Genomic DNA, 25,997 nt, shown 5'->3' with positions numbered 1-25,997 from the left:
ATTACAGTTTTACCGGACTGACAGAAATTCAGCCCGGACTCTGCTCTTTCTATTTTAGCTCAAAATACCGGTTCTGTCGAGTAGGTTTCCGGCAGGTTAAGAGAAATGTAAGAAAACCGGTAACGCTCTTTCTTTTATGCGCGCTGGCCGTGTGCCTCATACATGAGAACGGCGGATGCAATCGCTGCGTTTAACGACTCCACTTTTCCTTCCATCGGAATACGGATCAGGCACTCGGCGGCCTCTGCCATTGCATCAGTCAGGCCGTTTCCCTCATTTCCGATCAGGAATGCCGTTCCTTTTGTGTAATCCTCCTCGCGGTAGGAATGCACGCCATGCAGATGTGCCGCGTACGTACAGATCTTCCGCGCTTTTAAGCCTTTTACAAATCCGACCGCATCGTCGACGATCAGAAACGGCATACGGTAGATCGAGCCCATCGTCGAACGGATCGTTTTCGGATTGAAGATATCCGCGGTACCGCGGCTCATGATGATGCCGGTGACTCCTGCGCCCTCTGCGGTGCGGATGATTGTTCCAACATTTCCAGGGTCCTGCAGATCCTCAAGTACCATCAGAAGCGGTGTCTTTCCGTTGTCCATCACCTCCTCTTCGGTGTAATGCGGCATGCGGATCACACTTAAAACACCCTGCGGCGTCTTCGTGTCGCACATGGACTGGAACACGCGGTCGTCCACTACTTCGTATTCTGTCCCGTCGGACGGCATTTCATGCATTTTGCTGCCGCTCTCAGACACATATACTTTTTTCAGCCATTCCCGCGGCGCTTCCTGGAACATTTTCCAGCCCTCCGCCACGAAAACGTCCTGCTCCCGGCGTTCTTTTGCTTTTTTGTTCAGCGCAATAATGTTTTTTACCTGTGCATTGCTGCTGCTTGTAATCATGAATGGTCCCCTCATTTCCTGTTTTTCATCAATTTGGCAAGTTCTTTGTTTTCGCCGATCAGAATCAGCACTTCCTCTGCGCGGAGCAGCGTCTTCGGATTGACCGTGACACGGATGTCTTCCCCGTCCTTGACGGCGATTACGTTGATACTGTATTTCTTCCGCAGATCCAGCTCCTCGAGGTTATGCCCCGTCCACTCTTCCGGCACGGGAAGCTCTACCATGGAGAACGAATCCGACAGCATGAAGAAGTCCTGGAAGCCACCGGAAATCAGGCTTTTTCCGAGGCGGATGCCCGTCTCACTCTCCGCCATCACGACGCGGTCCGCGCCGACTTTTTTCAAAATATTGGCATGCATCTGGCTCATGCCCTTTGCGATGACGAGCGGCACGCCCGCCTCTTTTGCCTGCAGGGTGGCGAGGATGCTCGACTCCATATTTTCAGCGATGCCGACGATCACGACATCCATGTTGCTGATGCCAAGCGATGCAAAAACACGGCTGTCGGTGATGTCCGCGCGCGCCGCATATGTGACGAGATCGGCGATCTCCTGTACCAGCTCCGGGTCTTTATCGACCGCGAGCACTTCTTTTCCTGCCTGCGCCAGCGTCGTCGCCACGGCGAAGCCGAATTTTCCAAGTCCGATGACTGCGTATTGTTTACTCATGTTTTTTCTCCTCTTTTATCCAATCAGCACCCGCTGTTCCGGGCGCTGGATATCCACATCTTTTCTTCCGCTTCTCCGCCGCAGTGCAATAGCCAGCGTAACCGGTCCAAGACGTCCCATGAACATGACCAGAATTACGATGATTTTTCCCGCCGCCGGAAGGGTCGGCGTAAGCGACCGCGTCAGTCCCACGGTTGCCACAGCGGAAACGATCTCATACAGGCAGTCCAGCAGAGGACTTCCGGTGACAGAGATCAGAAGCACCGTCGCGGTGAATGCCATCGTCAGTGCGAAGAAGAAAATAACGACCGCGGTGCGGATGTTTTCTTCCATGACCTTCCGTCCCCAGACCACGGTGTCGGAATCGCCGCGGATGTAGGATGCGACGACCACGAGCAGAATCGCAACAGTCGTCGTCTTGACACCGCCCGCCGTTCCCATCGGAGAGCCGCCGATGAACATGAGGATCATACTTACCATCGCGGAGCCGTCCGAGAAGTTTGCCTGCGGGATCGTCTCAAAGCCGGCGGTTCGCGTCGTCACGGACTGGAAGAAGGCCGCCATAGCCTTCTGCGCCGGTTTTAAGCTGCCAAGCGAGGATGCGTTGTTCCAGTCCAGCGCGAGGATCAGAAGCGCCCCGCCGAACAGAAGAATGACGGTTGTCGTCAGAACCAGTTTGGTGTGGAGCGTGAAGCCGCGCACGAAGTTTTTCCGGGTCCGTTTTCCTTTTACAAGATCCTGCACGCGCTCCAGAACTTCCCACCAGACCGGAAAGCCAAGGCCGCTTAAGAAAATCAGGCCCATCGTCGTAAAGTTGATGAGAGGGTTCGTCACAAACGGGGCGAACGAGGATTCCCCGACGAGGTCAATTCCGGCGTTGCAGAAGGCGGATACGGAGTGGAACAGGCTGTAGCCGATTCCCTTCCAGAAACCGTATTCCGGCACAAACCAGAAGCTGTAGAAAAAGGCTCCCGCCAGCTCCACCGCCGCCGTGCCGATCAGCAGCTTCCGCACAATACCGACGCTGCCCTTTAAAACCGGCAGATTGTAAGTGTCCTGGATCAGTTTACGGCTCTGCAGACTGATTTTCCGGCGCAGGATCAGAAACACCATCGTCAGGCACGCCATGATGCCAAGACCTCCGAACTGAATCAACCCGAGGATCACAATTTTTCCAAAGGTACTCCATGTCGTCGCCGTCGGAACGGTGACAAGGCCCGTCACGCAGACAGATGTCGTTGCGGTAAACAGGGCGTCGAGCCAGTAAACGCTTTTTCCGTCCGCCGCAGAAACCGGCAGGCAAAGAAGAATTGTCCCCAGCAGAATCACCGCAGCAAACCCCAGCATCATAATCCGCTCCGCCGGTGTGTGCCATTTATTTTTGCTTTCTTTTTCGGCCATCGCTCCTCCTATTCTGCCGCTTCATTTTCTGCTTCACTGCTGTAGTAGAGCTTTCCGGTCTCACTGTCCGTCACGGTAATATCCGCAAAATATTCCCCGCAGGAACCCTCACACTGGTAATAGACGTCAAACGAAACCGTCATGTCATCTTCTCCTTCCAGGTATTCCGCGTGAACCTGATTTTTCGCGGTCCGCGTCGTTCTGCTCCACACTTCATCATCCGCAAGAAGCTCCTTTTTGATCTTCACAGGAAATTCACTGGATGCAATTTCGTGCTGATTGGACTCGTTTTTGATCCGGTAATAGAGATTCATGTACAGCCCGTCATCTTCCTCATGGAAAAGCCAGCCGTAGATATCATCCTCCGCAACAATCGTCGGCTGGATCAGCTCAGCGTTTGTTTTAGTCGTGAATGCATTCATCTCATGCGTAAACTCATTCTGCATCCGGCGATGCTTCATCAGCCAGCTGCCTTCCTTCACACCGGCCACAGCCACGGCAAGAACGACAGCGCCGATGCAAAGGCCAATGATTTTCTTTTTTGTCATTATTTAATTTCCCCTTTTCTTTTTGAAATACAAAAATAAGATACCCATAAGAACATACTTATGAGTATCTTATCAGTTTGCACATATAAAGTCAACGGAGCCGGGGGAGACTTTCCGCGACCGGTTTGCATGGGCAGAGTTGGACTCGAACCAACGGTGTTTCTATTGTAACGGATTTACAGTCCGCCGCCTTCGCTGCTAGGCTTACCTGCCCTTGTTATGTCTTTATTATATCTCATCGTATGTGGTTTGTCATTCAACCTGCGGTATAATCCTGCGTTTTTTGCGCACCGGGCGGATTGCTCCCCCCCCTTCGGGCTTTGCCGCTCCGGCGCGCCGGATCAGAACCGGACTTCATGCACTCGCAAGCACAAGCTCTCTTGTCTCCACAATCACGATCTCATCGATCGACACATTCAGTACCGCTGCCAGCACGACCAGGTTGTCGATTGCCGGCATGGCGGTGCCGTGCTGCCACTTGTAGATTGCCTGCGGGGTGGTGAAACCGAAAATTTCCTGCAGGTCGCGGACGGTAAGGCCTGCCTGCTGCCGCAGTCTTGTAATGTTTCTTCCTGTTGCTTCCATATCAATTGACGGAATTGCCATCATTTTTTCTTCCTCCTTCTTGCGGAGGAATTTTACTGGTTTCCTCCGCCTCTATTCTGATGCTTTGAAATTATAAACGGGACGCAGCACCTCCACGACATCGACCGATGCACGGACTATATCGAGAATGTCATCCAGCGATTTGTACGCCATCGGCGCCTCGTCCAGGGTATGTTCGTTGACGGAAGTCGTATAGATTCCCTCCATGCTCTTCTGGTATTCCTCCAGTGCCAGGGTTTCCTTCGCTTTTTTACGCGACATCAGCCGTCCGGCTCCGTGCGGGGCAGAATCGTTCCACTCCGGATTTCCTTTTCCGACGGCGAGAATACTGCCGTCACGCATATTGATCGGAATCAGCACTCGTTCTCCTTTGTGCGCTGCGATTGCGCCTTTTCGGAGTATCATCTCGTTTGTGTCGATATAGTTATGAATCGTGTGGAACGCATCGGTGCCGGTAAGGCCGGTTCGTTCCAGCAGGATTTCCGCCATTTTTTCCCGGTTCCGGCGTGCAAACTGCTGGCAGATCTCCACGTCGTGCAGATAGGCTTCCAGATATTTTCCGGTCAGATAGCAGAGATCCTCCGGCATCTGCGCTTCGTCCGGTTTCCACTGCAGCTGTTTTAACGCCTCCTGGATTTCCTTTCTGCGGCCCTGCTCTTTGTAGGTGCGTATGAGCTCCTCGCGTTTTTCCAGGTACTCGTCATAACCGCGGTCCAGCCGCACTGCCAGATTCTGGTAATACTCTGCCACCTGTTTTCCGAGATTCCGCGAGCCGGAATGGATGACGAGATATTTTGTGCCGTCGGCAGCTTCATCGATCTCGATAAAATGGTTGCCGCCGCCTAAGGTTCCAAGCGACCGCTCCAGGCGTTTTGTGTCTTTTAATTCCCGGCTGCAGGCAAGTGTCATCAGGTCAAAACGTTCCTGTCTCCCCTCCCAGACATTCATGCCGGACGGGATAACATGTGCCGCCTCGTCGATTTTTGCAAAATCAAGTTCGGCTCTTCCAAGATTTACGGTGTACATGCCGCACCCGATGTCCACACCGACGACGTTCGGCACTGCCTTGTCGCGGATGGTCATCGTTGTTCCGATCGTACATCCTTTTCCCGCATGCACATCCGGCATGATGCGGATCCGCGAGCCTTCCGTCATCGGATAATCGCACATGCGGCGGATCTGCTCGATGGCTTCCTCCTCTACGACCCTGGCATAGCAGATGGCTGTATTTACTTTTCCTTTGATTTCGATCTGATCCATTCCGGGTTTCTCCCTTCTCAATTTGTTCTGATATAAAAATTTAATAGAAAAAGCCACCTATCCCATGTGTTCAACATAAGATAAGCGGCTCCTCTTCGTTCGTATCCAGTTGTCTGATGCGGTCGTCTAATTTGATCCTCCCGTATCATATTCCACAGAATCCGTTCTGTCGCTTTTCTCAATTGAACATATCAAAACAAAGCCACGCTGTTTGACGACAAACGTTGCTTCTGGGGTATGTTCTAAATTGCGGTAGCCAAAACGTATTCCTGCTGACATCTGTTTTTCCTTTCCAAAACCTTTTTAACCGGTTCTTTTTCTGCTTTTTCTTCACTGTATCACAAAATAACGATTTTGTCATTATACCAGCGGTTTAATCTTTCTCGGATTTCTCTGTATTTGCTTCGGAAACGAGGAATATCCCCGTCAATGACGAGGATATCTTCGATGCTTGTGTTTAATAATCTGCTTAAAATGAGAAAGTTGTCCAGACTTGGCAGGCACTTGCCGGAAATCCATTTATAGACCGCCTGTGGATTTTCAAAACCCATGGCATTCTGAATGTCTCTCACGGTGTATCCGCTTTCACGAAGAAGGGATTTGATGCGGCTGCCAGTTTCTTTCTGCTGGATTGACAAATAAATTGGTTCCATCCTGCACCTCCATATGTTTAAGCCATCCCGAAACACAGTTTTATCTTATCATCCGGTACTGGAAAAATCCAGTTTTTTCTTCCTGTTTCTACACAACCCGAATGATCTGTTCGTACAAAAGGATTTTCTTTTCATCTACATTCCGATTGTCGTGTGCTGCAAGATTGTTCCGTCCCTCTTCCATCTCTTCTTCGGATGCAAGCTCCTCTTTCCACCAGCTCAGGTGATTGATCCGGTACGGCTTCCAGCCGCGGTCAAAAATCTCATCTCAACGACTCTCTTGCATATGCGCTTTCCTTTTTACCGGAAGAAGATGTTTAGCTCTCCTGTTTCTTTTCTTCTATCAAATGATGATTCAGCCATTTTCCTGATTTGAACCGGATGGTAAAGAGAATGGACCGCAGGCTCCAGTCTGCCGCCATACCGATCCAGACCGCAATCGGGCCGAATCCCCATACGCGGCACAGGTAAATACAGAGACTCACACGGCACAGCCACATCGTACAGCAGGACGTGATCATGGAGAAATTTACATCTCCCGCGGCCCGCATGCCGTATCCCGGGACAAACGCCATGACCCAGCAGAGCGGCTTTACAATCGTGATAAAGATCATCATCTGCATGCAGAGCTTTGCACTCTCTGCCTCCATACCGCCGATCATCGTAATCGGTTTTGTCAGCACAAATACCAGCAGACAGCTTGCAACGATAACCACTTCTGACAGCCAGCACAGTTTTTTAATATAGTAGATTGCTTCATCCTTCCGGCCCGCGCCGAGACACTGACCGACTACCGTCATCAGTCCGATGCCGACACCGATCGCAGCGACACCGTTCAGGTTCTCAAGGATGTTCGTCATCGCCTGCGCGGCAATGGCAACCGTGCCAAGTGTGGACACAGTGGACTGAATCGCCAGCTTTCCAAACTGGAACATACTGTTCTCGATTCCCGATGGGATACCGATGAACAGTATTTTTTTGATCAAACCAAAGTCCGGCCGAATGGAAAGATACTGCTTCACAAAAATCGGTTTGCTTTCATCCCGAAGCTTCCACAGTACGACAACCGCACAGAAAATACGCGAAATTAAAGTCGAAATCGCGGCTCCTTCGACACCCATGTGGAAGCCGAAAATAAGAATGGCATTTCCGCCGATGTTCATAAAGTTGGAAATCACCGAAATCACCATCGGACTGCGGCTGTTGTTCTGCGCCCGCAGAATCGATGCGCCCGCATCGTAAAGACCGATAAACGGGAATGACAGCAGCGTAAACAGGAAATACACCTGTGAATTTTTCATAACATCCGCTTCCACTGCCCCGAAAATAACACGCAGCAGCGGAACACGGAAAATCAGACAGCCCGCGGATAATGCGACGGACAAAACTGTCATAACAAAAAGCACCTGTTGTGCCGAACGGATTGCTCCATCCCGTTTTTCGCTTCCAATATACTGCGAACAGAGAATCGCTCCTCCTGCCGCCAGCGCAGAAAGCGCCTGAATGACTAAGATATTAATGGAATCCACCAGCGAGACTGCCGAAATTGCGGCAGACCCGACATTGCTGACCATCATCGTGTCGACAGTTCCCATCAGGGAAGAAAGCAATTGTTCAATGATGATCGGAATTAAAAGCTTGCGAAGATCCGTGTTACTGTATAAATGAGTTTGTTTTGTTGTAGTTTTCATTGTTTTTGTTTCTGCATGACCTCATCTGCCGGATATGCTTTGCCAGCCCTGCCTTTTTCACACCTTTCTTTTTTCTCTCCATTCTATTCCATTTGACGATCCATTGCAATCATTTCGCGAATTTTGCTCTTATCTGATTATTTTTATCAAGCACAACATACTTTTCTATCTTATAATGACTTTTTCAATCTTTCCAAATCTTCGCTGTCCGGGTGTGACAAAGCACGGTCAAAATTTTGAATCAGCAGATCAAGATTGGCCGGATGTTCCGGGTTTTCTTTCATTTTCACATACCGTTCGCGCACAGACTGCGGCATCTTTCCCTGGCACATATACTCACCGATGACCGTATTGCTTGCATCGATCGACTGTTTGACTTGTCCGAGAATCTTTTCAAAATAGGCATCACTTCCGCCAAATCCAGCTGTTCCAAACAGAAAAATCTTTTTATTTTTTAATTTCGACAACAATTCTAATGTCTTTTGGTCCGCATTCCCTTTGTCCGTCCAAAATCCGATATAGCATACGTCGGATTGCGGTACCTGCGAATCGTTCGTACCAAAATAATCACACTTGTCTCTTGGCAGTGTTTCATAGATTGCATCAGCCAGCTTCTTTGTATTACCGGTTAAGCTGCAAAATAGGATCGAATAATGTTCCTTGCCCATAGCCCATATACCTCCTTTTCCGGCATCTATGCGGGAAATCGACTTTTTCTTAAATCATAATACGTTTCTCGCTATTTCCTGTCAAGCTTCAATCAAACTTAAAGATATTAAGTCCGGTTTCCTCATCATGAACTCTGTCCACTCTTCCGTCAATTACCGTGATGACCATCTCACAGGTTGCACTGACAATCGCTCTGTTCAGGTGTCCTCCAACCACCTCGCCGTTCTGATTTCCGGCGCTCATATGAAGATGCGCATAATATTCTCCGTCCATTGTATTGATTGTACCTGTCAGTGATGTAATTTCATAATACCCCTGGAAGCTGTTTGCATCATATTTCTTTTTGTCTGTCTTATATACTCCAACTGTGAAATCGTTGATCGCTCCAAGAGCCTGGATACCGGCAAGCTTTATATTCTCCTTTATGGCAATTACCTTCAGCTGCTCCAGTATTTCCTCGTCTTTGTCAATCCTTGCTACTATGACATTGTCAAATTTTCTGTATTCCATTTTGTTTTCCTTTCTCTTTCCGTCTGTCACTTTTCAGATATTTCCTGCAATCATCTCAATATTTGTTCAGGAAATGCTCCCTGTTCGGATACTCCTGCCGATATGCCCGGAGCGCGGCTTCCCGAAGCAGGGTGAATTCTTTTTCCATACGAAGCAGGCGGGGCGCCTTAAAGACGATCACACTGATCTGCTCGGCGATTTTTTTCGCGATTCCTTCTTCGGATAATTGTCCCATGCCGAATACCAGAGAGGTGAATCCTCTGCCTCCTCTGCTGACCTGAATAAACTTCAGGAATACATTGTACAGTTCATCCTCAAGAATTTTCTGATATCTCTCCTCTGACTGCATGGCTTCCGCCAGGCACAACGTGGAGAGAATCCGGGCTCCCATCTTTCTTCTGTCGCCTCCCAGATCCAGAGAGGTTCCTTCCGCCAGATACTTCAGTTCCATCAGGCATTTGACAAATTCATCCTTCTGGAGCCTCCGTTTTCCGTATCGGGCCGTCCAGAGCCGATCCCGGTATTCTTCTTCCCAGGCTTCCTCCTCTCCGATATGTTCTTTTAAGATCTGCTGCCGTTTCGCCGGATCTGTCTCCTGGTAAAAATCTTTGGTCCATGTATATTCCATCTGTTTTTTCCTCATTCTGTGAAGTAAAGATACATCTCCACTTTCTCTTTCTGCCTGCAAACGCAGGCTTCCTGCTCACATTTCGGAGTGGGAAATTGCCTCTTCTGCGTTCAGGTATTCATCGATGTTGCTACCGTCTACTTTCTGATATTCCGAAAAATAGTACCGGCCTTCTTTCAGGCTTTCCTGGTCAAAGTCCTCTCCCTCGAACAGCTTCACTGCCATTTTCGCCATTTCTTTTGCCTGGTCCACTCTGTCATTTAGGATGCTGCCCTGCATTTCTCCTGCTTTTACGGCTTCCAGAGCCTCTTCCAGACCATCAATTCCGAAGATCACCGGCCAGTCTTCACGGACATAGCCTGCTTTCCGATAGGCTTCCACAGCCCCAAGTGCCATCTCATCGTTGTTGGACATAACAAGTTCAATCTTTTTTCCGTACTGGCTGATCAGACGGTTCATGCGGTTTTCCGCCTGTCCCCGGTTCCAGTCCGCTAACTGATAACTTAGCTTTTCCAGTATAACATCTTTTTTCATCAGTGTCTTTACGGAATATTCCGTTCTGCTGATGGCATCCTGATGGCCCGCTTCTCCTTCCAGAAGCACATATTGGATCTTTCCGTCCTTGTTTTTATCGACTTCCGGATGGCTGTTGATGTATTCTGCTGCGATCTCACCCTGCATGATCCCGGACTGTTCTGCATCACAGCCCACATAATACAGCTTTTCCCACTGCATCAGGTCTTCTCTTACCGGTTCCCTGTTAAAGAAGATCACCGGAATGTCTTCATTCCTTGCCATTCGGATGATCCGGGACGGAGCTGTCCGGTCCACAAGATTGATACAGAGCACATCACAGCCGGCATCAATCATCTCTTCCACCTTTTCGTTCTGTTCCTGCTGATCGTCGTTTCCGCTTTTTGTCGATACGATAATCCTTCGTTCTTTGTTTTCCATGGCTTTCAGCTGCGCCTTCAGTTCATCCGTCAGTCCATTGATAAAAGGATCATCCTGCGTGTAGGTTATCACTCCGACCCGCAGGGTTTTCTCTGTCTGGTCCGACTTGCCGGAACACCCCGACAGCACAAGCACCGCACTCCCTATCGTGGCAGATAATAATACTGCCACCCTTCTTTTCTTTTTATTCATAGGAATATAAAAACCTTTCTAAATCTTCGTCCATAGAGAAATTTTCCTTGCCAAGTACCTGATATTCGGTTATATATCCTTGCATTTTATAAGACCTGTGCTCGATCCTTTTGGTTATTTCTTCCACACTTTTATAGCCGATTTCATATCCGTCCGGCACAGCCAGCCCCTGAATGTTTCCGTTATCCAGAAGTGCAATCGTCTTCAGACTGTAACCCACTCCATAGAGCTCCGCGCCCTCGTATGTTCCATTTTCTGCCTGCTCTCCAAACTCTTCCAATATTCCTGCATCCAGGATGACAAGAGCATCCGCCTCTGTTTCCTTCTTCATCCGCTCCACAATGTCCTGTTCTTTTCTCCGGTAAATACACCAGCTGATCTTGCTTTCGCTGCCTTCCAGCGCCTCGTTCAATCCACAAATCTCCGCCTGTACAGCCTCGGACATTTTCCAGTCGGCGATAATTCCGATCTTCTGCTTTTTTGTTCTCAGCCGTTCTCCCAGCCATCTTCCGATCTCCCGGTAATCCGGCTGGATCGTGGGACTGGCAGTTTTCCCTTCTTTTACCGCCAGACCATCTGCAATCAGCAGATACGGTTTATTTCCACACTCTTTTTTCAGCATATTTTCCGTCTCATGACCGGGTGCCGGATATATGATAAAGCCATCAATATCGTTGTCCTTCTGTTCCCTGATAAATTCTCTTTCCGCCTCCGGCCCGTCGATCTCTTCCGTATTGCAGATGATCATATGAACGTTGTTCTCTGCCGCAGCCTGCTTCATTCCCTTGATCAGGGCATCCCAGCGTTTGTCACCGGACTCCGGAAGAATCACCGCAATCCGGGGCTCTGCTACGTTCTGATCGAAAATCTTCCATACAAAGAATACTGCCAGCAGCAGCAAAAGAAACTCAATTATAAGAAATTTCATTCTGTTCTTTTTCATCCGCCCGGTCTCCTCTGTATGTATTTTTGTAATTCCAATGCTTCTGCGTTTTCCGGTGTATATGGGATTGCCGGAATACGGATCGTAACCCTTGTTCCTTCGTCCGGTTCGCTTTCTATGGAAAGTCCGTATTCTTCGCCAAACATCAGCCGGATTCTGGAATGCACATTGATTACGCCCACACCGGAACCATGCTTCGGAACCTTGCTGTTATCCGTCAGAATATTTTCCAGGACTTCTTCCCGCATGCCCATCCCATTGTCTTCGATGGTGATCAGAATGTCCTCGTCTTTCTTTTTTCCGCTGACGATGATCATGCCGCCATCATCCTCATCCATATTGCCAACGCCATAATAGATGGCATTTTCCAGGATGGGCTGGATCACCAGCTTTACAATGCAGTAGTTTTCAATCTCTTCCTCAATCCGGAATTCTGTTTTAAACCGCTCTTTGTACCGGGCCAGCTGGATATTCATATAGCTTCTGCTGTGCTGCAGCTCATCCTTAATGGGAATGATGGTCTTACCCCGTGACAGACTGACACGAAGTAATTTTGCCAGTTCGGAAATCATACGAACCGCTGCTTCATTTTCCTGGGCTTCCACCATCCATGTGATGGACTCCAGTGTATTATACAGAAAATGGGGGTTGATCTGGCTTTGCAGGGCATCCAGTTCACTTTTTCTTCGTTCATTTTGCTGCCGGATGATCTCGTCCATCAGTTTTTCGATCTGTTCATAGGACTTCTGCACAGAATGTCCCAGATGGCGGATCTCCGAGGAGCCGCCGATATAGATATCCGGTTTTCCTCCTGCCTCATGGGCCTTGACGGAAGCATCCAGCTCCCGGATCGGTTTGGATATCTTCCGGGAAACCAGCTGGTTTCCCTCCAAAAGCATGACCATAAGAACCAGAACAGTAGCAAATACATAGTAACGGAAGTTCTTGTAGTTTGCCGCCTGCACACTCTCCGGCACAACACCGATCATTTTCCAGCCTGTATAGGCTACGCTGCCGACGATCACGGTCTCGTTCTGACCGCCGGAACGGATCTCGTAGGTTCCGTCCTCGTATTTTGCCGCGTCCAGACTGTTTTCTTCAAATAATCCGCGGTTTAACTCCGTTCCCCGTGGATGATAGATCATCTCTCCGTCCTGACTGGTCAGATAATAGTAGATTCCGCCGGAACAGTCATTGATCTGCTTCATCACGTCCCTGATCACAGAATATTTCATATCCAGTAAAAGAATACCGGTTTCCGGTGTCTCTCCCTTGTTGACATCTACATACCTGCTCAGGGAAACTACCCATTGGTACCGATAAGAGCCGTCCTCAAACAGCTCCTGGATATGCGGTGTGGAAAAGTGTATATTTTCAATGGCATCTTCCGCATTTTTATACCATTCCTGCGTCTGCACCTTCACATTTTTCTTTTCTGCCGCCACCGGCTCCGATGCAATCAGATTTCCTTTGGGGTCATACAAAGCCAGGCTCTGGATCTTATCGGAGTTGGTCTCATAGAGCAGACTGAACTGCTCCGAGAATTCCCCGCTGGATATATCAAACTGCTGGACCACGTTGTAGTTTGCCCCGTTTATAATCTGCCGGATATCCAGCAGGTCTGCATCTAACCGGTCCACGGTAGCCTCTACAGTAGCTTCCGTGTTGTCCACTGCTGTTTTTTCCAATGCCAGCTTGAATCGATGGTAAAGCAGCAATCCCATTACAATGATCGTAACCAGTGAAATCGCCATAAGGACAGACAGGATGATCGACTGTATGTTAAATACGATGTTCTTCCTGGAATCCGGCTTTCTTTTTCTATCTTTCATGTATTTTCCCTTTCACCTGTTCCCTCTTTTCTGCCTGATGTACTCTCGGAGTCTTTCTGTGCTTGCTCTTTCTGCTTTCCGTCTTTTTATTTTCCGGAAGCTCTGTATTTGGAAGGGGAAACACCGAATTTCTTTTTGAATACATAGCTGAAGTAGTTCGCATCCTGATATCCCACTTTTTCTGCGATCTTATAGCTTTTTTCATCGGTGTTCAGCACCATTTCTTCTGCCCTGTCCATTCGGTAATCGGTAAGATAGGAGACAAAGGACTGACCGGTTTCCTTTTTAAAGATGGACGAAAAGTAAGAATTGGACACACCAAGATCTGCGCACACATCATCCAGCGAGAGCGCCGGTTCCATATATCTGTCTTTTACGATGTTCTGTGCATCGGTGATGATCCGTCTGGAGGTACTGTTTCTGGTACTTCTCAGTTTTTCGCTGATCGCCATAGACATATTGATGATCCAGTTTGTCATAGAGCTTTCATCCAACTGAGTCACTCTTTCATAAAGGTTCTGTACATTTCCGGAAATTTCATTGAAATCCATGGAATTATTGGCACAGAATTTGAAAAATCCGCTGACAATCTCCATGGTAGCCAGATTGTACTGGCTGATGGTGGCTGCATTCTTATGGAGCTTTTCTGTCTCTTTGATGGCTTCTTTCCGGATCTTCTCCTGATCCCCTACATGGATGGCACGAAACAGCTCCTGCATCCTTGTCTCTTCTAAGGGAACCGCCTTTTTTGACTCTTTAGGAACGATCTCCGCGATATTGATGGCTCGTTTCGTTCCGTACAGGACACGATAGGATACCGCCTCTCTGGCTCCCTCGTAGGAAATACTGATGTCGTACAGACTGTTGCAGACGGTTCCGATCCCTGCGGTAACCGCCGCCCCCATAATTCTCCATGCCCAGCGGCAGAACCGGTCACACTTGTCCGTCAATTGAGCTATCTCATCTTCTGAATGGAGTTCCATAATCAGAATGGTATTACCCATATAAATGAATTCCTGGCAATTACAGTTCTCCATCAGCCGCTGTTTGATCTCCCGTTCCACGGACATGGATAATAATAAGGGATTCATCCCATCCGGCACATCATTTTCCGAGGTATGAAAGATAATGCAGCAAAACAAAGGTCCCTTCATATCCACCTGATAATCCAAAAGGAATCGTTCATAGTCCTCTTCTCTGACTCTTCCTTCAATCAGGGAAATGAAGAAATTGGACTGCAGCTTTGGTAATACCTCCTGGAAATAGTCTTCCAGTTTTTTTACATTTAACTTTTCTTCCCGTTCCCTGTCCAGTGTTGTTTTCAGCTTCATCAGGCTCTCTGACAGCTCGGTGGCGCTGATGGGTTTCAGCATATATTCCTTAATCTCCAGATGGACGGCCTCTTTCGCATACTCGAATTCGTCAAAGCCGGTGCAAAGCATAATGTAAATATTAGGATAGTCCTGGTTCAGTTTTCTTGCCAGCTCCAGTCCATCCATGTAAGGCATTTTAATGTCCGTCAGTACCACATCCGGCTGAAGTTTTTCCACCAGCTCCAAAGCCTTCACGCCGTTGGTGGCACTTCCCACTACGTCAAATCCCAGATCATTCCAATGGATCTTTTTTTTCATAACATCGATGACCTCTACTTCATCATCGACAAGAATCACTTTATATTGTTCCATTCTTATCCCCCTGTTTTCCGGAGTACGTTGTTGTTCCTTCATTATAGCAGAAGATTGCTCTCTGCTGAATGAATAGTTACAAAAATTTTTGCCAGAACAGAATAAAAGACCGCCCTAGTCATCCATCGGACGACCGGGCTGTCTTATATTCTATCTGTTTATGAATCTTTCATTATTTTTTCTGTACATATTTCAGACAGTCAAGTGTTACAGCTGCCAGAATAATGATACCTTCGAAGATGAACTGAAGGTTGGTATCAATACCCAGAATCGTCAGGGCATATGTCAGGGAGGTAAAGATCAGTACACCGGTTACAACTCCGGAGATCTTACCGATACCACCGGTAAAGGATACACCACCAACTACGCAGGCTGCGATGGCATCCATATCCCATCCCTGTCCGTAAGCTGCACTACCGGAACCAACCATACGGTTACATTCCAGCCAGGAACCGAAGCCATACAGGATACCTGCCAGCATAAATGCTCCCATTGTTACTTTAAATACAGAGATACCGGATACTGCTGCCGCTTCCGGGTTTCCACCTACCGCATACAGGTTTTTGCCAAAAGTTGTTTTGTTCCAGATAAACCATACAATGGCAACTGCTGCAACAGCCCACAGAATGATGGTCGGGAATTTTCCGATCTGCGGAATGAAAGTATTCGGGATGGCAGAATCAATCGCACCGAAGGATACACCCTTGGTCGCATAGGTAACCAGACCGAAGATGATCAGCATGTTCGCCATGGTAGAGATAAACGGATGCATTTTGAATCTCGCCATGAAGAATCCGGCAATCATGGCAAATGCTGTCGTAAGGATTACACACATTAACAGTGCAAACAGTGCTTTCGCTGTAGCAGGCATAGCGGAGAAGTCAAATACATGTCCGAATACGGCACCTGTATTGATTCCGTTATGCATGATGATGGTTGCTGTAACCATACCCATACCAACCATACGTCCCACAGAAAGGTCGGTACCTGTTAACAGGATCAGACCGGCAACACCAAGTGCAAGGAACATACGCGGGGATGCCTGCTGTAAGATATTCAGGATGTTGGTAACAGTCAGCAGCTGTGTATTTTTAACGATCGGTGTGATGATACACAGTGCGATGAAGATCAGAATGATTACAATATACAGACCGTTTTTGTACAGGAACTGAGATAAATCGAAGGTATATCTGTAATTTTCCAGTTTCTGTATTCTCTGCTGCGGGAATGTAAATTTGGAAGCCCGCAACAGGTCGATCAGGTGATATTTATGCATGAATGCTTCATGTCTTCTGTCCTTGATCTCCTGAAGCTTCGATTCGTGAGCCATCTGTGCATCAAACAATTTATTTTTGAGCACATATTTCTCAGCCTTAATCTCTTCTGCACCCTTCAGAGAAGCAACCTTTTTCTGATGCTCGCTCTTTAGATCTGCTTTGACCTTCTCATATCTGCTGTTTTCTTCTGCTTTTGCAGCTTTGCAGCTTTTGTTTACTACGTCGTAATAATCCTTTTTGTAATGCGCGGCCAGATAGCTTTCTGCCTCTGCGATCAGCTTTTTGATTTCTTCTTTGTTGTCTGCTTCTACTTTTTTTGCATTTTCCAGCTCTTTTTTGCTGTTTTCAATGATCTTATCTCTCTGTGTTGCGGATAAGTTCTTGTTTTCTTTTGCAATCGCGATCTGTTTTTTCAGATCGCTCACTTTGTCAAAGCCGTCTGCACGTAATGCATCGATTTTTTTCTGGATTTCTTCCACATATTCATCGATCGGCTTCAAAAGCTTTGCTTCTTCTTCCGACGAAATAATAACGCTGTTTTCTGCCATTTCCAATTTTCCTCCTGTTACAGGTATTTAGCACTGAGTCTCAATAATTCTTCCTGGTTTGTTTCTTTGGTATTTACGATTCCGGCCAGACGTCCGTTAGACATAACACCGATTCGGTTGGTAATACCAAGAATCTCCGGCATTTCGGAAGAAACAACGATGATTGTTTTTCCCTGTTTCGCCATATTGATAATCAGTTCATAAATTTCATATTTTGCTCCAACATCAATTCCTCGTGTCGGGTCATCCATCATGAATACGCTCGGTGAACGCTCCAGCCATTTACCAAAGATGACCTTCTGCTGATTACCACCGGAAAGGTTGGCGATCATATCATCCGGTCCCATACATTTTGTATGCATGATCTTGATTTCTTCAGCCGTTGCACGCACCATCTTGTCATGCGATAATGCGACTCCGCTCTTATAATGCTTCATATTCGCAATGGTAGTATTGAATGTAATATCGCCCTTCAGGAACAGACCATTGGCTTTTCTTTCCTCTGTAATCAGAGCAAATCCGTGATCCATAGCATCTTTCGGGGAGGAGAAGTTCAGTACTTTTCCATCATATACGATATTTCCTTCTGCTTTTGTACGAATTCCGAAGATGGTCTCCAGAAGTTCCGTACGACCGGCACCGACCAGACCATAGAATCCGAAAATTTCTCCTTTTTTGATATCAAAGGAAATATTCTGCAGTTTCGGTGCATATTTTGTTGATATATTCTGTACGGAGAGAATCGTTTCTCCCGGTGTATTGTCTACAGGCGGAAATCTGTTGTCCAGAGAACGTCCAACCATGGCGGCGATCAGTTCGTTCATATCCGTTTCTTTACTTGGCTTGGTCATGACCAGGCTTCCGTCTCGCAGTACGGATATTTCGTCACAGATTTCAAATATTTCATCCATTTTATGTGAAATGTAGATCAGAGCAATTCCCTGCGCCTTCAGCTGACGCATCATCTTAAAGAGTTTTTCAACCTCCGGTGCAGTCAGGGATGATGTAGGTTCATCCAGTACAATGACTTTGGAATGATAGGAAATCGCTTTTGCGATCTCGCACATCTGTCTCTGAGATACAGACATTTTCTTCATTGGCTGCGTCAGATCAACTGTAATTCCCAGTTTTCTGAACAGGTCTGATGTTTCTTTTTTCATTCTTCCTTCGTCGATCACTCCAACGGAATTCTTTGGGTATCTTCCAAGGAACATGTTATCTACAACACTTCTTTCAAGACACTGGTTCAACTCCTGGTGTACCATTGCCACTCCGTTTTCCAGTGCATCCTTCGGGCCGGAGAAATTCACTTCTTTTCCGTCCAATACGATGGTTCCTTCATCTTTCTGATAGGTTCCAAAGAGGCATTTCATCATTGTCGATTTTCCGGCACCGTTTTCACCCATCAGTCCCATAATGGTTCCAGGTTTGACATTCATGCTGATATGTTTCAGAACCTTATTTCTACCGAACGATTTGCTCATGCCGTTAATCGATAAGATATATTTATTCTTATCATCTGTCATAGCTGCGCTTCCTTTTCTTAATAAAGAAGGGTATCATTGCTGACACCCCTCTATAATTTCATTCATTTACGGTAACAATTCAGAGACCTCATCTCGATTTCGCATGGCTCCGAATCGTTACCATTTACACTCTTATTCTGTCTCAAATTATTTGGAGAGAAGTGATGTATATGCTGCTGCATTATCGGTCTTAACCATGTTAATTGCAAAAGCATCATACTCGCTCGGGTTTCCAAGACGGTTTGTGATATTGGACTCTGTCTGTCCGTCTCCACCGATGTAATCTACCTTCAGGTTCAGCAGATCATCATATTTCTCCAGCAGTGGCTGATAGGTAGAGCTCAGGAAGTTATCCGATGCGTTGTAGATATTCAGCCATACTTTTTTGGATGGGCTCTTGCTTTCATCCAGCTGTTTTGCAACTTTATCGTAAACTTTTGTGGAATCTGTGAAATCGTTGTAGTTATCGGCTGTTACAGCAATATTTAATGCGTAGTAAGATCTCTCTTCTTCGCTGTATCTGTAATCCTCACCCTCTGTCAGGCAGTTGCCGGCTTCATCTGCTGTACCGATACCGGTATCAATGTCTACACCGTCCAGTGCGTTACGCAGAACTCTCAGTGTCAGGTAAGCCTGAACGTCTGCATGCTGAGAAATTGTTCCGCCATATCCTTCACCGATTGCTGCTACAGCATCGCTGTTTGCATCGTAACCGAAGGTAGGAACTTTGTTGTCTTTCGCCCATGCATTGAACATTGACATTCCCATACCATCGTTATTGGAAACTACAACATCGATCTGATCACCGAAGGAAGCTGTCCATGTTCCGATCGCGTTACCAGCTGTTGCAGCATCCCATGTTGCACCTGCTGAGTTTTTCATTTCCTGAGAAGCCAGCTCACGGATGGTATATGTTTTTCCGTCTACATCCAGAGTTGCATCCTGCACAACCTTTGCTTTTCCGTCTACGTTTGTTCCGGCCGGTGTAGAATCTACTCCGCCGTCTGCATCTACACCTGTTCCAAGTGCGGAACGAACACCACGTGTACGGGCGATAGAATCGTTATGTCCGATATCACCGATTGCCAGAACATATCCGATTACGCCGTCACCGTTTCTGTCGATCGTGTCTGCGTTTTTCTTGATGTAATCCAGAACCATCTGTCCCTGCAGCTCAGCACCCTGGTTTGCATCGAAACCTACATAATAAGTATTTCCGTTGAAGTTCAGAGCATCTTTGTCCAGTTCGCCGGTAGCACTGCTGGATGGCTGACGGTTGAACCAGCACAGAGGTTTGTCCTTGTTTTCTACGCTTCCGCCCGTTGATGCCGTAGAATCTGCTGTTTCTGTTTTCTGGGTAGAATCTTTAGACTCTGATGTGGATCCTCCACAACCAGCCATGGATACTGCCATAGCTACTGCCATAATTGCTGCTAATGCTTTTCTTTTCATTTTTATTCCTCCCGTTTGGTGATTTTGCTAGATTCGCTTCGTTCCTAGCTGATGAATTCATTATAATCACAAGCGGTCTGAAAAAAAATAGAATATTTTTGGATTAGTTATTGAAATTTTTGGTTATTTCTTGTCGTAATTCCCCAAAACTCCAAGAATCATGCAAAAAAGCAGTCCCACAGAGCGCAAATTACCGCATGACAGATTTTTGTCGTACCTCGGGTACGCCTTCCCATCTGTTTCCTGTAGTTTGCGTTCTGCAGCACTGCTTTTTTTGTATTATTTCTTACTTATGCTTTAAGCGGGGTAAGAGATCTAAAATCCTCTTGCAGGCGAGACTGCATCAGCTTTCTGACGTTTTAGCATCTTTATATTTTCGTATCAGAATCATATAGCTTATGATCAGTAAAACAGCCGCACTGCTCCATGCACAGATCTCGGCATAGTATATTCCCTCTTCGCCGATCCATTTCGGCAGCAGCAGCGCAACGCTGACACGCATCACAAATTCTGCAATGCCGCTGGCAAGCGGAATCAAAGTATTGCCCAGCCCCTGGATCGCGGAACGATACACATGCAGCAAATACAGTATCCACAAAAAGACAGCCATGATAAACAAATACTTATATGCAATATCTAATACCTGTCGGATCTGCTCCGGTTCACCGGATACAAACAGAGACAATATATTACGCCCAATCAGCACCATCATACCGGAAATGAAAACAGAAGTGAGCACTGCCATATACGTACCGCTGCGCACACCTTTTCGGATTCTCTGATATTTCTTTGCGCCAAGATTCTGCCCTACATACGTTGTAATCGCATATCCATAGGAAACGGCTGCCATCTCCAAAATTCCATACAGCTTGTTCGTTGCCGTAAATCCGGCTACAAACAGAAAGCCAAAGCCATTGATCACATACTGCACCGTAAGTCCTCCCACAGAAATGATCACGTTCTGTATGGCAAGAGGAGTCCCCAGCTTCAAAAGCCGCAGACTCATAGACGGCTGCCTGTAAAAATCCTCCTTTTCCAGTCGGATATCCCTGATTTTCCGTAATACAAGCAGACAGTACAAGGCTGAAAATCCCTGTGCAATAACAGTCGCCACGGCTGCTCCGGCTACGCCCCAGCCAAAAACTGCCACAAACAGCAGGTCAAGTCCCACATTGATCACTGCTGCCACGGTCATTGCAATCAATGGAGATCTGCTGTTTCCAAGTGCCCTCAGGATCGCCGCAAAGATATTATAGGCAGCTATAATCGGGACTCCCGCAAAAATCAGCCGCAAATATAGCATCGTCAGATCAATAACATTATCCGGTGTCTGCAAAAATAAAAGAACGTGATAAACTGCGCCTTCACTTACTGCAAGTACAATCACAGACAGTAATGCTGTCATAATATAGCTTTTCGCCACCGCACATTTCAGATTTTCCTTTTCCCCTGCTCCATAGTACTGCGATACAAGAATCGAAAAGCCCTGTGTGATACCTGTCATGATGCCCAGCACCAGCCAGACCAGCCAGTCTCCGGCGCCTACTGCCGCCAACGCTTCTACTCCTACCACCTGGCCAACAATCATGGTGTCCGCCATCGTATAAAACTGCTGGAAAATATTTCCGAGCATCAGTGGTATGGCAAACGTTATGATCAGTTTTCCGGGGGATCCCGCAGTCATATTCTTTTCATTTGTTCCCATAAGATTAAGAAGCTCCTTTTCTCTCTTTCTCCTCCTGCCGCTATTTTACAGGGGACCCTTGCGAAACACAATTCTATTTTTTCACAAAGTTTTTCCGATATTTTTGGTGGCTATTACTTTCTTTTGAGGTAAAAAGAGATTTTCGTTGGTTTTCCATTACAGAGTATGAAAAAGAAGCAGCGTATTTGAGACGCAGACATAATATGCATCCAATTACGTATCGGATTCTACATCTTAATTCCGCAGTATTCCCATGTCACTGTATCGAGCAAGAGGAACTCCTCTGTTCCAATTGGCTTTCCATCTCTGTAAGTTGAAAACACATCCGTGCTAATCAGATTTCCCTCTTTCGTAATTGCATCCATAGGTGTATGACCTACAACCTGCAACAACTTACGTGGCTTATATAATCTCATTTTTGAATGCTGTGGTCTCAGCCAGATCGGCGATGCATCATTCCACATCTCGATTCTTCCGAGCTGATTAATCGTCTCTAGCACAGCATCCACATCATTATATTTTGCTCGCGGAACATATTCCTCTACAAAGAAATTCAGTACGCCTCCATGAGAAAAGAGAACATTGTCTATTCTCTGAACATATTTAATGGGATTATCTTCTGGAACAGCCTCTCGCAAATCCAACAACTTTCTTTGCACTGTCATTGAAGCCATGGAGCTATAACCGCTCTCCAGACAATGCCACAGATAACTCAAATCGTGATTCCCGTAGCACCAGGCTGTTTCCGGAAATGCTTTTGCAAACCGAACAGCCTCATCATAAGTTTCTTCATAAAGTCCGACATTATATTGCTTGTCCCAATCATCAGGGATGTCCATCAGACATACCGCTCGATCGGCAATTCCCTGATGCATAAGAGCTGTAGCCTGTTTAAACATCTGCGGTTTAAGATGAACATCAGGAATTACTAATATCTTCATACCATCATACCTTCTTATACTAACCTTCCTTTTTCGCTACAGAAGCAAAATAGGTATACTTATTTCTTGCCTGTGATTCCCCTGCAAATGCCTCCTGTAAATTCTTCTCTGTCTGTGTTCCTGCATATTCGTTTGCCGCCATCTCTTTTACCTCCGTTTCTTTACTACTTTTTCAAAATCTGATGCCGGGTGCTTGCACAAAGGACATATAAAGTCATCTGGTAATTCCTCGCCTACATATTCATATCCGCAAATTCTGCAACGCCATATTGTCTGACTGTCCTCTGTTTTTCCAACCTCCTGTGGCTTAGGCTTAATATTATTCTGATAATAATCATATGTTACTGAAGGAACATTGCTTAAAACTTCCATATCGGTTATCTCACCGATAAACATCGTATGTGAACCCAAGTCCTCTGTTTTAGTAACTGTCACAGAAATGTATGCATTTGTACCTTCTGTAATATAATAAATACCATTTGTGCCCCTGGCACACTGCTCAAATGCTTCAAACTTATTGGTATCCCTTCCTGATTGGAAGCCAAAATGTTTGAACAATTCAAATTGTGCCTTCTGACTTAAAACTGATACAGTAAATTTTCCGGTTCTTTGAATCATATCATGCGTATAATTTGCCTTATTTACACAGATACTTAACTGGTTTGGTTCCGAAGCTGCCTGAATGGCTGTATTAATGACGCATCCGTTATCTTTTTCTGCTTCTTTAGCGGTCAATATAAACAGTCCATAACTCAACTTATACATTGCTTTCCTATCCATGCTGTTCCTCCTTTACCTTCTCCCTGCATTTCGGGCAAATGCCTTTAAATGAAATATCATAATCCACAAATTCAATTCCATGAGTGTTATGAATTCTTTCCAGTAAATCCGGTATTTGATCCATATCCACATCAAAAATTTCACCGCACTTTATACATCTTACATGGTAATGATTTTTCAATGTAAAATCAAACCGGTTCGGTCCATTCGGAACTTCAACCTTTCTTAATGCACCTTCCTCTACCAATATATCAAGATTTCTATATACCGTTCCTTTTCCAATTGTTGGATATGCTTCTTTTATAAATTCATACACTTCATTCGCCGTAACGTGTCTTCTCATTTCGTATACGGTATTTCTTACGAGATCTTTTTGAATGGTATTTCTCCTACTTGTCATTCGTCCTCCTTATTAGGATTAGTTCTTAATAAGGATTATATACCACCATCATCCTGCTGTCAATAAAAATAGTAATAATTCTCATTATTATAAAAACTGTCAAACTGAGCATCTTTTACCTGAATAACTATTTTATTTTGCGTTCAAATACATATTCTGAATCTGAAGATAAATCAGACCTAAACGAATATCCGAGTCTATCAAATTTCTGAATCTCCACCGGATTTTCAATATTATTTTCCGCTATGAATCTGACCATTTCACCCCGAGCCATCTTGGCATAGGTACCTTTTGTTACCAATTTATCTCCGGATAACTCACAAAATACAATCGTAATATATCTGTCCTGTGATGTCAGATACTTTTCTATACATTTTGAGTATTCTTTTGATGCAAGATTAATGATAATCCTCCTGTCATCGATTATTGAGCGGTATAACAATTCTCCCCAGTACTCATACAGATTTTTTGCATCTCCAATTCCAACCTTTGCCTGCATTTCAAGACGATAAGGAGTCACACCATCCATTGGTTTTAAAATGCCATAAAACGCAGACAAGATTCTTAAATGATTTTGCAAATACTCAAACTGCTGGATTTCAAACACAGATGGTGCCATATATTGAAATGCAATCCCTTCATATGCTAAAACAGCCGGAGTAAGCCTGTTATAAAGATCCATATTTTCCAATCTGTTAAAGTTCTGCTCTGCAATCTTGTCATTACATTTCCAGATAGCTTTCAGTTCTTCTTTTGATTTGCTTTTCATCCAGTTTAATACTTCTGCTGTCTTATCAATATAGACAGGCAGTTCAACCGGTGCTAAGTTATCGGTATCTACAATCATCTTTTTTGCAGGTGATAAAATAATCTTCATTATGCCAATTCCTTAAGCATATTTTCAGGATCATCTGCCGCCTTGACTTTATCATTTGCCTTTATAATGATTCCCTGCTCATCAATAAGATATGTAGTTCTTACTACACCCATAGATACTTTTCCATAATTTTTCTTTTCTTTCCAGACATCATATGCTTCAATAACTTTACGCTCCGGATCTGCTAATAGCGTAAATGCCAGTCCGTATTTTTCTTCAAATCTCTTGTGAGACGCTACAGAGTCCTTGCTTACTCCGAGAATAACAGCTCCCTTCTCAGTAAACTGTGGATAACGCTCAGAAAAGCCACATGCCTGCTTCGTACATCCTGGTGTATTATCCTTTGGATAAAAATATAAGATCACTTTTTTTCCTGCATAATCGCTTAATTTATGCATTTCTCCATTCTGATCCGGCAATTCAAAGTCCGGTGCTTTTTTTCCTAACTCTAACATTTACTATTCCTCCGCTTTTGTATTTTCCACCTGTTTTCTTGTTCTTTTATTACCTGAAATCATTTTATGTCCCGTATACATAGACATGATCATACATATAAGAGTGCTACACGCAAAATACCTATGACCTGATTTGGATCCTTTATATCCAGTATAAAAAGTTCCAATCATAGTAATTAACGCTCCGATTGACCAATACTTATGTGCTTTCATTTTATACCTCCAAATTGATTAAGCTGTTTCCAAAATAAATATCTCTGGATCATTAACAATATTATACATTCCATCCATTACTTTTGACAAGCAGGGAAAGAAAAATACTCAATCCAAATACAAAAGGATGTATCACGATAATTCTTGCATTACCTTGACGCATCCTTTCGTGTTGTATTTTTTTATTCTTCTTTTCATTATTTTTTAATTTACAGATACCCTGCGTCATTGTTCCCATTTGGCAGAATGTATACCAGGTTCGTGGCTTATATGCCTTAGACACTGTGCTGTTTGGCTCATAAACCTCAACCTCCTTGTGCTTAGAGTATATGAAATTTTAGCTTTATCTTGTAAGTTTGCGAATATCCGTATAAACAAAAAAGCCCTTTGAGAAAAGGATTTTTCCTCTCTCAAAGGGCAAGTTGGCAAACAGGAAGTTTTGCATACGTTATTCTTCTAATATTTTTGTAGGGTTCGCATAGAAAAAGTGTTACAGACTTTTTCTCACAGTCTCCAATCCCATGTAACCATCACCAGTGTTAAAACCTTCCATTGCCAACTCCTCCATTTCTTTGAATTTTATGATTTAATCTTCTTTGATGGTTACAGTGTATATCAATAGATGGGGTATAAAAATCCCTGCTCTTTTATACTGCTATCCTTCTAAGACAAAAGGCC

General features: G+C 45.5%; 25 protein-coding genes, 1 tRNA gene and 1 pseudogene. All 27 read right to left on the bottom strand.

The window, feature by feature from the left end; translation table 11 throughout:
* Positions 1–134 precede the first annotated feature (134 nt).
* Complete coding sequence (locus tag PGS38_RS04315) at positions 135–905, bottom strand: TrmH family RNA methyltransferase (RefSeq protein WP_055228546.1); 771 nt, start codon at positions 903–905, stop codon at positions 135–137.
* Positions 906–916: 11 nt separating this feature from the next.
* A complete protein-coding gene (locus PGS38_RS04310; protein ID WP_118640769.1) occupies positions 917–1,573 on the bottom strand; it encodes a potassium channel family protein in 657 nt (218 codons plus the stop codon).
* 15 nt (positions 1,574–1,588) lie between these two features.
* Complete coding sequence (locus PGS38_RS04305; protein WP_117801552.1) at positions 1,589–2,974, bottom strand: TrkH family potassium uptake protein; 1,386 nt, start codon at positions 2,972–2,974, stop codon at positions 1,589–1,591.
* A gap of 8 nt (positions 2,975–2,982) precedes the next feature.
* A complete protein-coding gene (locus tag PGS38_RS04300) occupies positions 2,983–3,522 on the bottom strand; it encodes a hypothetical protein (protein ID WP_119188915.1) in 540 nt (179 codons plus the stop codon).
* Between the two features lie 130 nt (positions 3,523–3,652).
* A tRNA-Tyr gene (locus PGS38_RS04295) sits at positions 3,653–3,736 on the bottom strand.
* 140 nt (positions 3,737–3,876) lie between these two features.
* Positions 3,877–4,131: a helix-turn-helix domain-containing protein gene (locus PGS38_RS04290; RefSeq protein ID WP_117510109.1), complete on the bottom strand. Its 255-nt coding sequence runs from the start codon at positions 4,129–4,131 to the stop codon at positions 3,877–3,879.
* 48 nt (positions 4,132–4,179) lie between these two features.
* The gene (locus PGS38_RS04285; protein ID WP_118595948.1) at positions 4,180–5,388 is read right to left on the bottom strand and encodes an RtcB family protein; all 1,209 of its coding nucleotides are present in this window, start codon (positions 5,386–5,388) and stop codon (positions 4,180–4,182) included.
* A gap of 338 nt (positions 5,389–5,726) precedes the next feature.
* Complete coding sequence (locus PGS38_RS04280) at positions 5,727–6,041, bottom strand: helix-turn-helix domain-containing protein (protein WP_022461712.1); 315 nt, start codon at positions 6,039–6,041, stop codon at positions 5,727–5,729.
* A gap of 317 nt (positions 6,042–6,358) precedes the next feature.
* Positions 6,359–7,732, bottom strand: a complete 1,374-nt coding sequence (locus PGS38_RS04275; protein ID WP_118666912.1) for an MATE family efflux transporter — start codon at positions 7,730–7,732, stop codon at positions 6,359–6,361.
* 170 nt (positions 7,733–7,902) lie between these two features.
* Positions 7,903–8,400, bottom strand: coding sequence for a flavodoxin family protein BilS (gene bilS, locus PGS38_RS04270; RefSeq protein WP_119188913.1), 498 nt, complete (start codon positions 8,398–8,400; stop codon positions 7,903–7,905).
* Between the two features lie 88 nt (positions 8,401–8,488).
* On the bottom strand, positions 8,489–8,911 hold the full coding sequence (locus PGS38_RS04265; RefSeq protein WP_119188927.1) for a PPC domain-containing DNA-binding protein: 423 nt from the start codon (positions 8,909–8,911) through the stop codon (positions 8,489–8,491).
* Positions 8,912–8,966: 55 nt separating this feature from the next.
* Entirely contained in the window at positions 8,967–9,539 is a 573-nt protein-coding gene (locus tag PGS38_RS04260) for a DUF6553 family protein (protein ID WP_119188926.1), read from the bottom strand.
* Between the two features lie 75 nt (positions 9,540–9,614).
* Positions 9,615–10,664, bottom strand: coding sequence for a galactose ABC transporter substrate-binding protein (locus PGS38_RS04255; RefSeq protein WP_330427082.1), 1,050 nt, complete (start codon positions 10,662–10,664; stop codon positions 9,615–9,617).
* A gap of 13 nt (positions 10,665–10,677) precedes the next feature.
* Complete coding sequence (locus tag PGS38_RS04250) at positions 10,678–11,628, bottom strand: substrate-binding domain-containing protein (protein WP_055267736.1); 951 nt, start codon at positions 11,626–11,628, stop codon at positions 10,678–10,680.
* Positions 11,625–13,460 (bottom strand): cache domain-containing sensor histidine kinase, encoded by a 1,836-nt coding sequence (locus PGS38_RS04245; RefSeq protein WP_270475958.1) that lies wholly within the window; start codon positions 13,458–13,460, stop codon positions 11,625–11,627. Before PGS38_RS04245 ends, PGS38_RS04250 begins: the two co-directional genes overlap by 4 nt.
* Positions 13,461–13,546: 86 nt before the next feature.
* Positions 13,547–15,145 carry a response regulator gene (locus PGS38_RS04240; protein ID WP_055267740.1) on the bottom strand — a complete coding sequence of 533 codons (1,599 nt, stop codon included), beginning with the start codon at positions 15,143–15,145 and terminating at the stop codon, positions 13,547–13,549.
* A 172-nt stretch (positions 15,146–15,317) separates the two neighbouring features.
* On the bottom strand, positions 15,318–16,970 hold the full coding sequence (locus PGS38_RS04235) for a galactose/methyl galactoside ABC transporter permease MglC (protein WP_055228554.1): 1,653 nt from the start codon (positions 16,968–16,970) through the stop codon (positions 15,318–15,320).
* A 17-nt stretch (positions 16,971–16,987) separates the two neighbouring features.
* The gene (locus PGS38_RS04230; RefSeq protein WP_055228555.1) at positions 16,988–18,496 is read right to left on the bottom strand and encodes a sugar ABC transporter ATP-binding protein; all 1,509 of its coding nucleotides are present in this window, start codon (positions 18,494–18,496) and stop codon (positions 16,988–16,990) included.
* Between the two features lie 147 nt (positions 18,497–18,643).
* Complete coding sequence (locus tag PGS38_RS04225; protein ID WP_055228556.1) at positions 18,644–19,948, bottom strand: substrate-binding domain-containing protein; 1,305 nt, start codon at positions 19,946–19,948, stop codon at positions 18,644–18,646.
* A gap of 343 nt (positions 19,949–20,291) precedes the next feature.
* Positions 20,292–21,653 (bottom strand): MATE family efflux transporter, encoded by a 1,362-nt coding sequence (locus PGS38_RS04220; RefSeq protein ID WP_117761998.1) that lies wholly within the window; start codon positions 21,651–21,653, stop codon positions 20,292–20,294.
* 227 nt (positions 21,654–21,880) lie between these two features.
* Entirely contained in the window at positions 21,881–22,594 is a 714-nt protein-coding gene (locus PGS38_RS04215) for a metallophosphoesterase (protein ID WP_117510120.1), read from the bottom strand.
* Between the two features lie 22 nt (positions 22,595–22,616).
* Positions 22,617–22,736: pseudogene (locus PGS38_RS04210) on the bottom strand (ferritin family protein); the annotation flags it as partial.
* Positions 22,737–22,741: 5 nt separating this feature from the next.
* Positions 22,742–23,374 carry a flavin reductase gene (locus PGS38_RS04205; RefSeq protein ID WP_117510121.1) on the bottom strand — a complete coding sequence of 211 codons (633 nt, stop codon included), beginning with the start codon at positions 23,372–23,374 and terminating at the stop codon, positions 22,742–22,744.
* A complete protein-coding gene (locus PGS38_RS04200) occupies positions 23,367–23,774 on the bottom strand; it encodes a Fur family transcriptional regulator (protein WP_055225693.1) in 408 nt (135 codons plus the stop codon). The genes PGS38_RS04205 and PGS38_RS04200 overlap by 8 nt, the downstream gene beginning before the upstream one ends.
* Positions 23,775–23,901: 127 nt before the next feature.
* Positions 23,902–24,651 carry a peroxide stress protein YaaA gene (yaaA, locus tag PGS38_RS04195; RefSeq protein ID WP_055267392.1) on the bottom strand — a complete coding sequence of 250 codons (750 nt, stop codon included), beginning with the start codon at positions 24,649–24,651 and terminating at the stop codon, positions 23,902–23,904.
* Complete coding sequence (gene bcp / locus PGS38_RS04190; RefSeq protein WP_021737556.1) at positions 24,651–25,106, bottom strand: thioredoxin-dependent thiol peroxidase; 456 nt, start codon at positions 25,104–25,106, stop codon at positions 24,651–24,653. Before bcp ends, yaaA begins: the two co-directional genes overlap by 1 nt.
* A gap of 3 nt (positions 25,107–25,109) precedes the next feature.
* Positions 25,110–25,319: a DUF6219 family protein gene (locus PGS38_RS04185; RefSeq protein ID WP_021737557.1), complete on the bottom strand. Its 210-nt coding sequence runs from the start codon at positions 25,317–25,319 to the stop codon at positions 25,110–25,112.
* Positions 25,320–25,997: the final 678 nt, after the last annotated feature.

This window comes from Fusicatenibacter saccharivorans, from assembly GCF_027667425.1.
Taxonomy (GTDB): Bacteria; Bacillota; Clostridia; order Lachnospirales; family Lachnospiraceae; genus Fusicatenibacter; species Fusicatenibacter saccharivorans.
Note: the sequence above shows the minus strand (reverse complement) of the source record. Positions and strands in the feature narration are given on the sequence as shown.

What these genes read in the sequence shown, in the direction of transcription:
- PGS38_RS04315 (WP_055228546.1), bottom strand. Translation starts at nt 905, where the DNA reads ATGATTACAAGCAGCAGCAATGCACAGGTAAAAAACATTATTGCGCTG.
- PGS38_RS04310 (WP_118640769.1), bottom strand. Translation starts at nt 1,573, where the DNA reads ATGAGTAAACAATACGCAGTCATCGGACTTGGAAAATTCGGCTTCGCC.
- PGS38_RS04305 (WP_117801552.1), bottom strand. Translation starts at nt 2,974, where the DNA reads ATGGCCGAAAAAGAAAGCAAAAATAAATGGCACACACCGGCGGAGCGG.
- PGS38_RS04300 (WP_119188915.1), bottom strand. Translation starts at nt 3,522, where the DNA reads ATGACAAAAAAGAAAATCATTGGCCTTTGCATCGGCGCTGTCGTTCTT.
- PGS38_RS04290 (WP_117510109.1), bottom strand. Translation starts at nt 4,131, where the DNA reads ATGATGGCAATTCCGTCAATTGATATGGAAGCAACAGGAAGAAACATT.
- PGS38_RS04285 (WP_118595948.1), bottom strand. Translation starts at nt 5,388, where the DNA reads ATGGATCAGATCGAAATCAAAGGAAAAGTAAATACAGCCATCTGCTAT.
- PGS38_RS04280 (WP_022461712.1), bottom strand. Translation starts at nt 6,041, where the DNA reads ATGGAACCAATTTATTTGTCAATCCAGCAGAAAGAAACTGGCAGCCGC.
- PGS38_RS04275 (WP_118666912.1), bottom strand. Translation starts at nt 7,732, where the DNA reads ATGAAAACTACAACAAAACAAACTCATTTATACAGTAACACGGATCTT.
- bilS (WP_119188913.1), bottom strand. Translation starts at nt 8,400, where the DNA reads ATGGGCAAGGAACATTATTCGATCCTATTTTGCAGCTTAACCGGTAAT.
- PGS38_RS04265 (WP_119188927.1), bottom strand. Translation starts at nt 8,911, where the DNA reads ATGGAATACAGAAAATTTGACAATGTCATAGTAGCAAGGATTGACAAA.
- PGS38_RS04260 (WP_119188926.1), bottom strand. Translation starts at nt 9,539, where the DNA reads ATGGAATATACATGGACCAAAGATTTTTACCAGGAGACAGATCCGGCG.
- PGS38_RS04250 (WP_055267736.1), bottom strand. Translation starts at nt 11,628, where the DNA reads ATGAAAAAGAACAGAATGAAATTTCTTATAATTGAGTTTCTTTTGCTG.
- PGS38_RS04245 (WP_270475958.1), bottom strand. Translation starts at nt 13,460, where the DNA reads ATGAAAGATAGAAAAAGAAAGCCGGATTCCAGGAAGAACATCGTATTT.
- PGS38_RS04240 (WP_055267740.1), bottom strand. Translation starts at nt 15,145, where the DNA reads ATGGAACAATATAAAGTGATTCTTGTCGATGATGAAGTAGAGGTCATC.
- PGS38_RS04235 (WP_055228554.1), bottom strand. Translation starts at nt 16,970, where the DNA reads ATGGCAGAAAACAGCGTTATTATTTCGTCGGAAGAAGAAGCAAAGCTT.
- PGS38_RS04230 (WP_055228555.1), bottom strand. Translation starts at nt 18,496, where the DNA reads ATGACAGATGATAAGAATAAATATATCTTATCGATTAACGGCATGAGC.
- PGS38_RS04225 (WP_055228556.1), bottom strand. Translation starts at nt 19,948, where the DNA reads ATGAAAAGAAAAGCATTAGCAGCAATTATGGCAGTAGCTATGGCAGTA.
- PGS38_RS04220 (WP_117761998.1), bottom strand. Translation starts at nt 21,653, where the DNA reads ATGGGAACAAATGAAAAGAATATGACTGCGGGATCCCCCGGAAAACTG.
- PGS38_RS04215 (WP_117510120.1), bottom strand. Translation starts at nt 22,594, where the DNA reads ATGAAGATATTAGTAATTCCTGATGTTCATCTTAAACCGCAGATGTTT.
- PGS38_RS04205 (WP_117510121.1), bottom strand. Translation starts at nt 23,374, where the DNA reads ATGGATAGGAAAGCAATGTATAAGTTGAGTTATGGACTGTTTATATTG.
- PGS38_RS04200 (WP_055225693.1), bottom strand. Translation starts at nt 23,774, where the DNA reads ATGACAAGTAGGAGAAATACCATTCAAAAAGATCTCGTAAGAAATACC.
- yaaA (WP_055267392.1), bottom strand. Translation starts at nt 24,651, where the DNA reads ATGAAGATTATTTTATCACCTGCAAAAAAGATGATTGTAGATACCGAT.
- bcp (WP_021737556.1), bottom strand. Translation starts at nt 25,106, where the DNA reads ATGTTAGAGTTAGGAAAAAAAGCACCGGACTTTGAATTGCCGGATCAG.
- PGS38_RS04185 (WP_021737557.1), bottom strand. Translation starts at nt 25,319, where the DNA reads ATGAAAGCACATAAGTATTGGTCAATCGGAGCGTTAATTACTATGATT.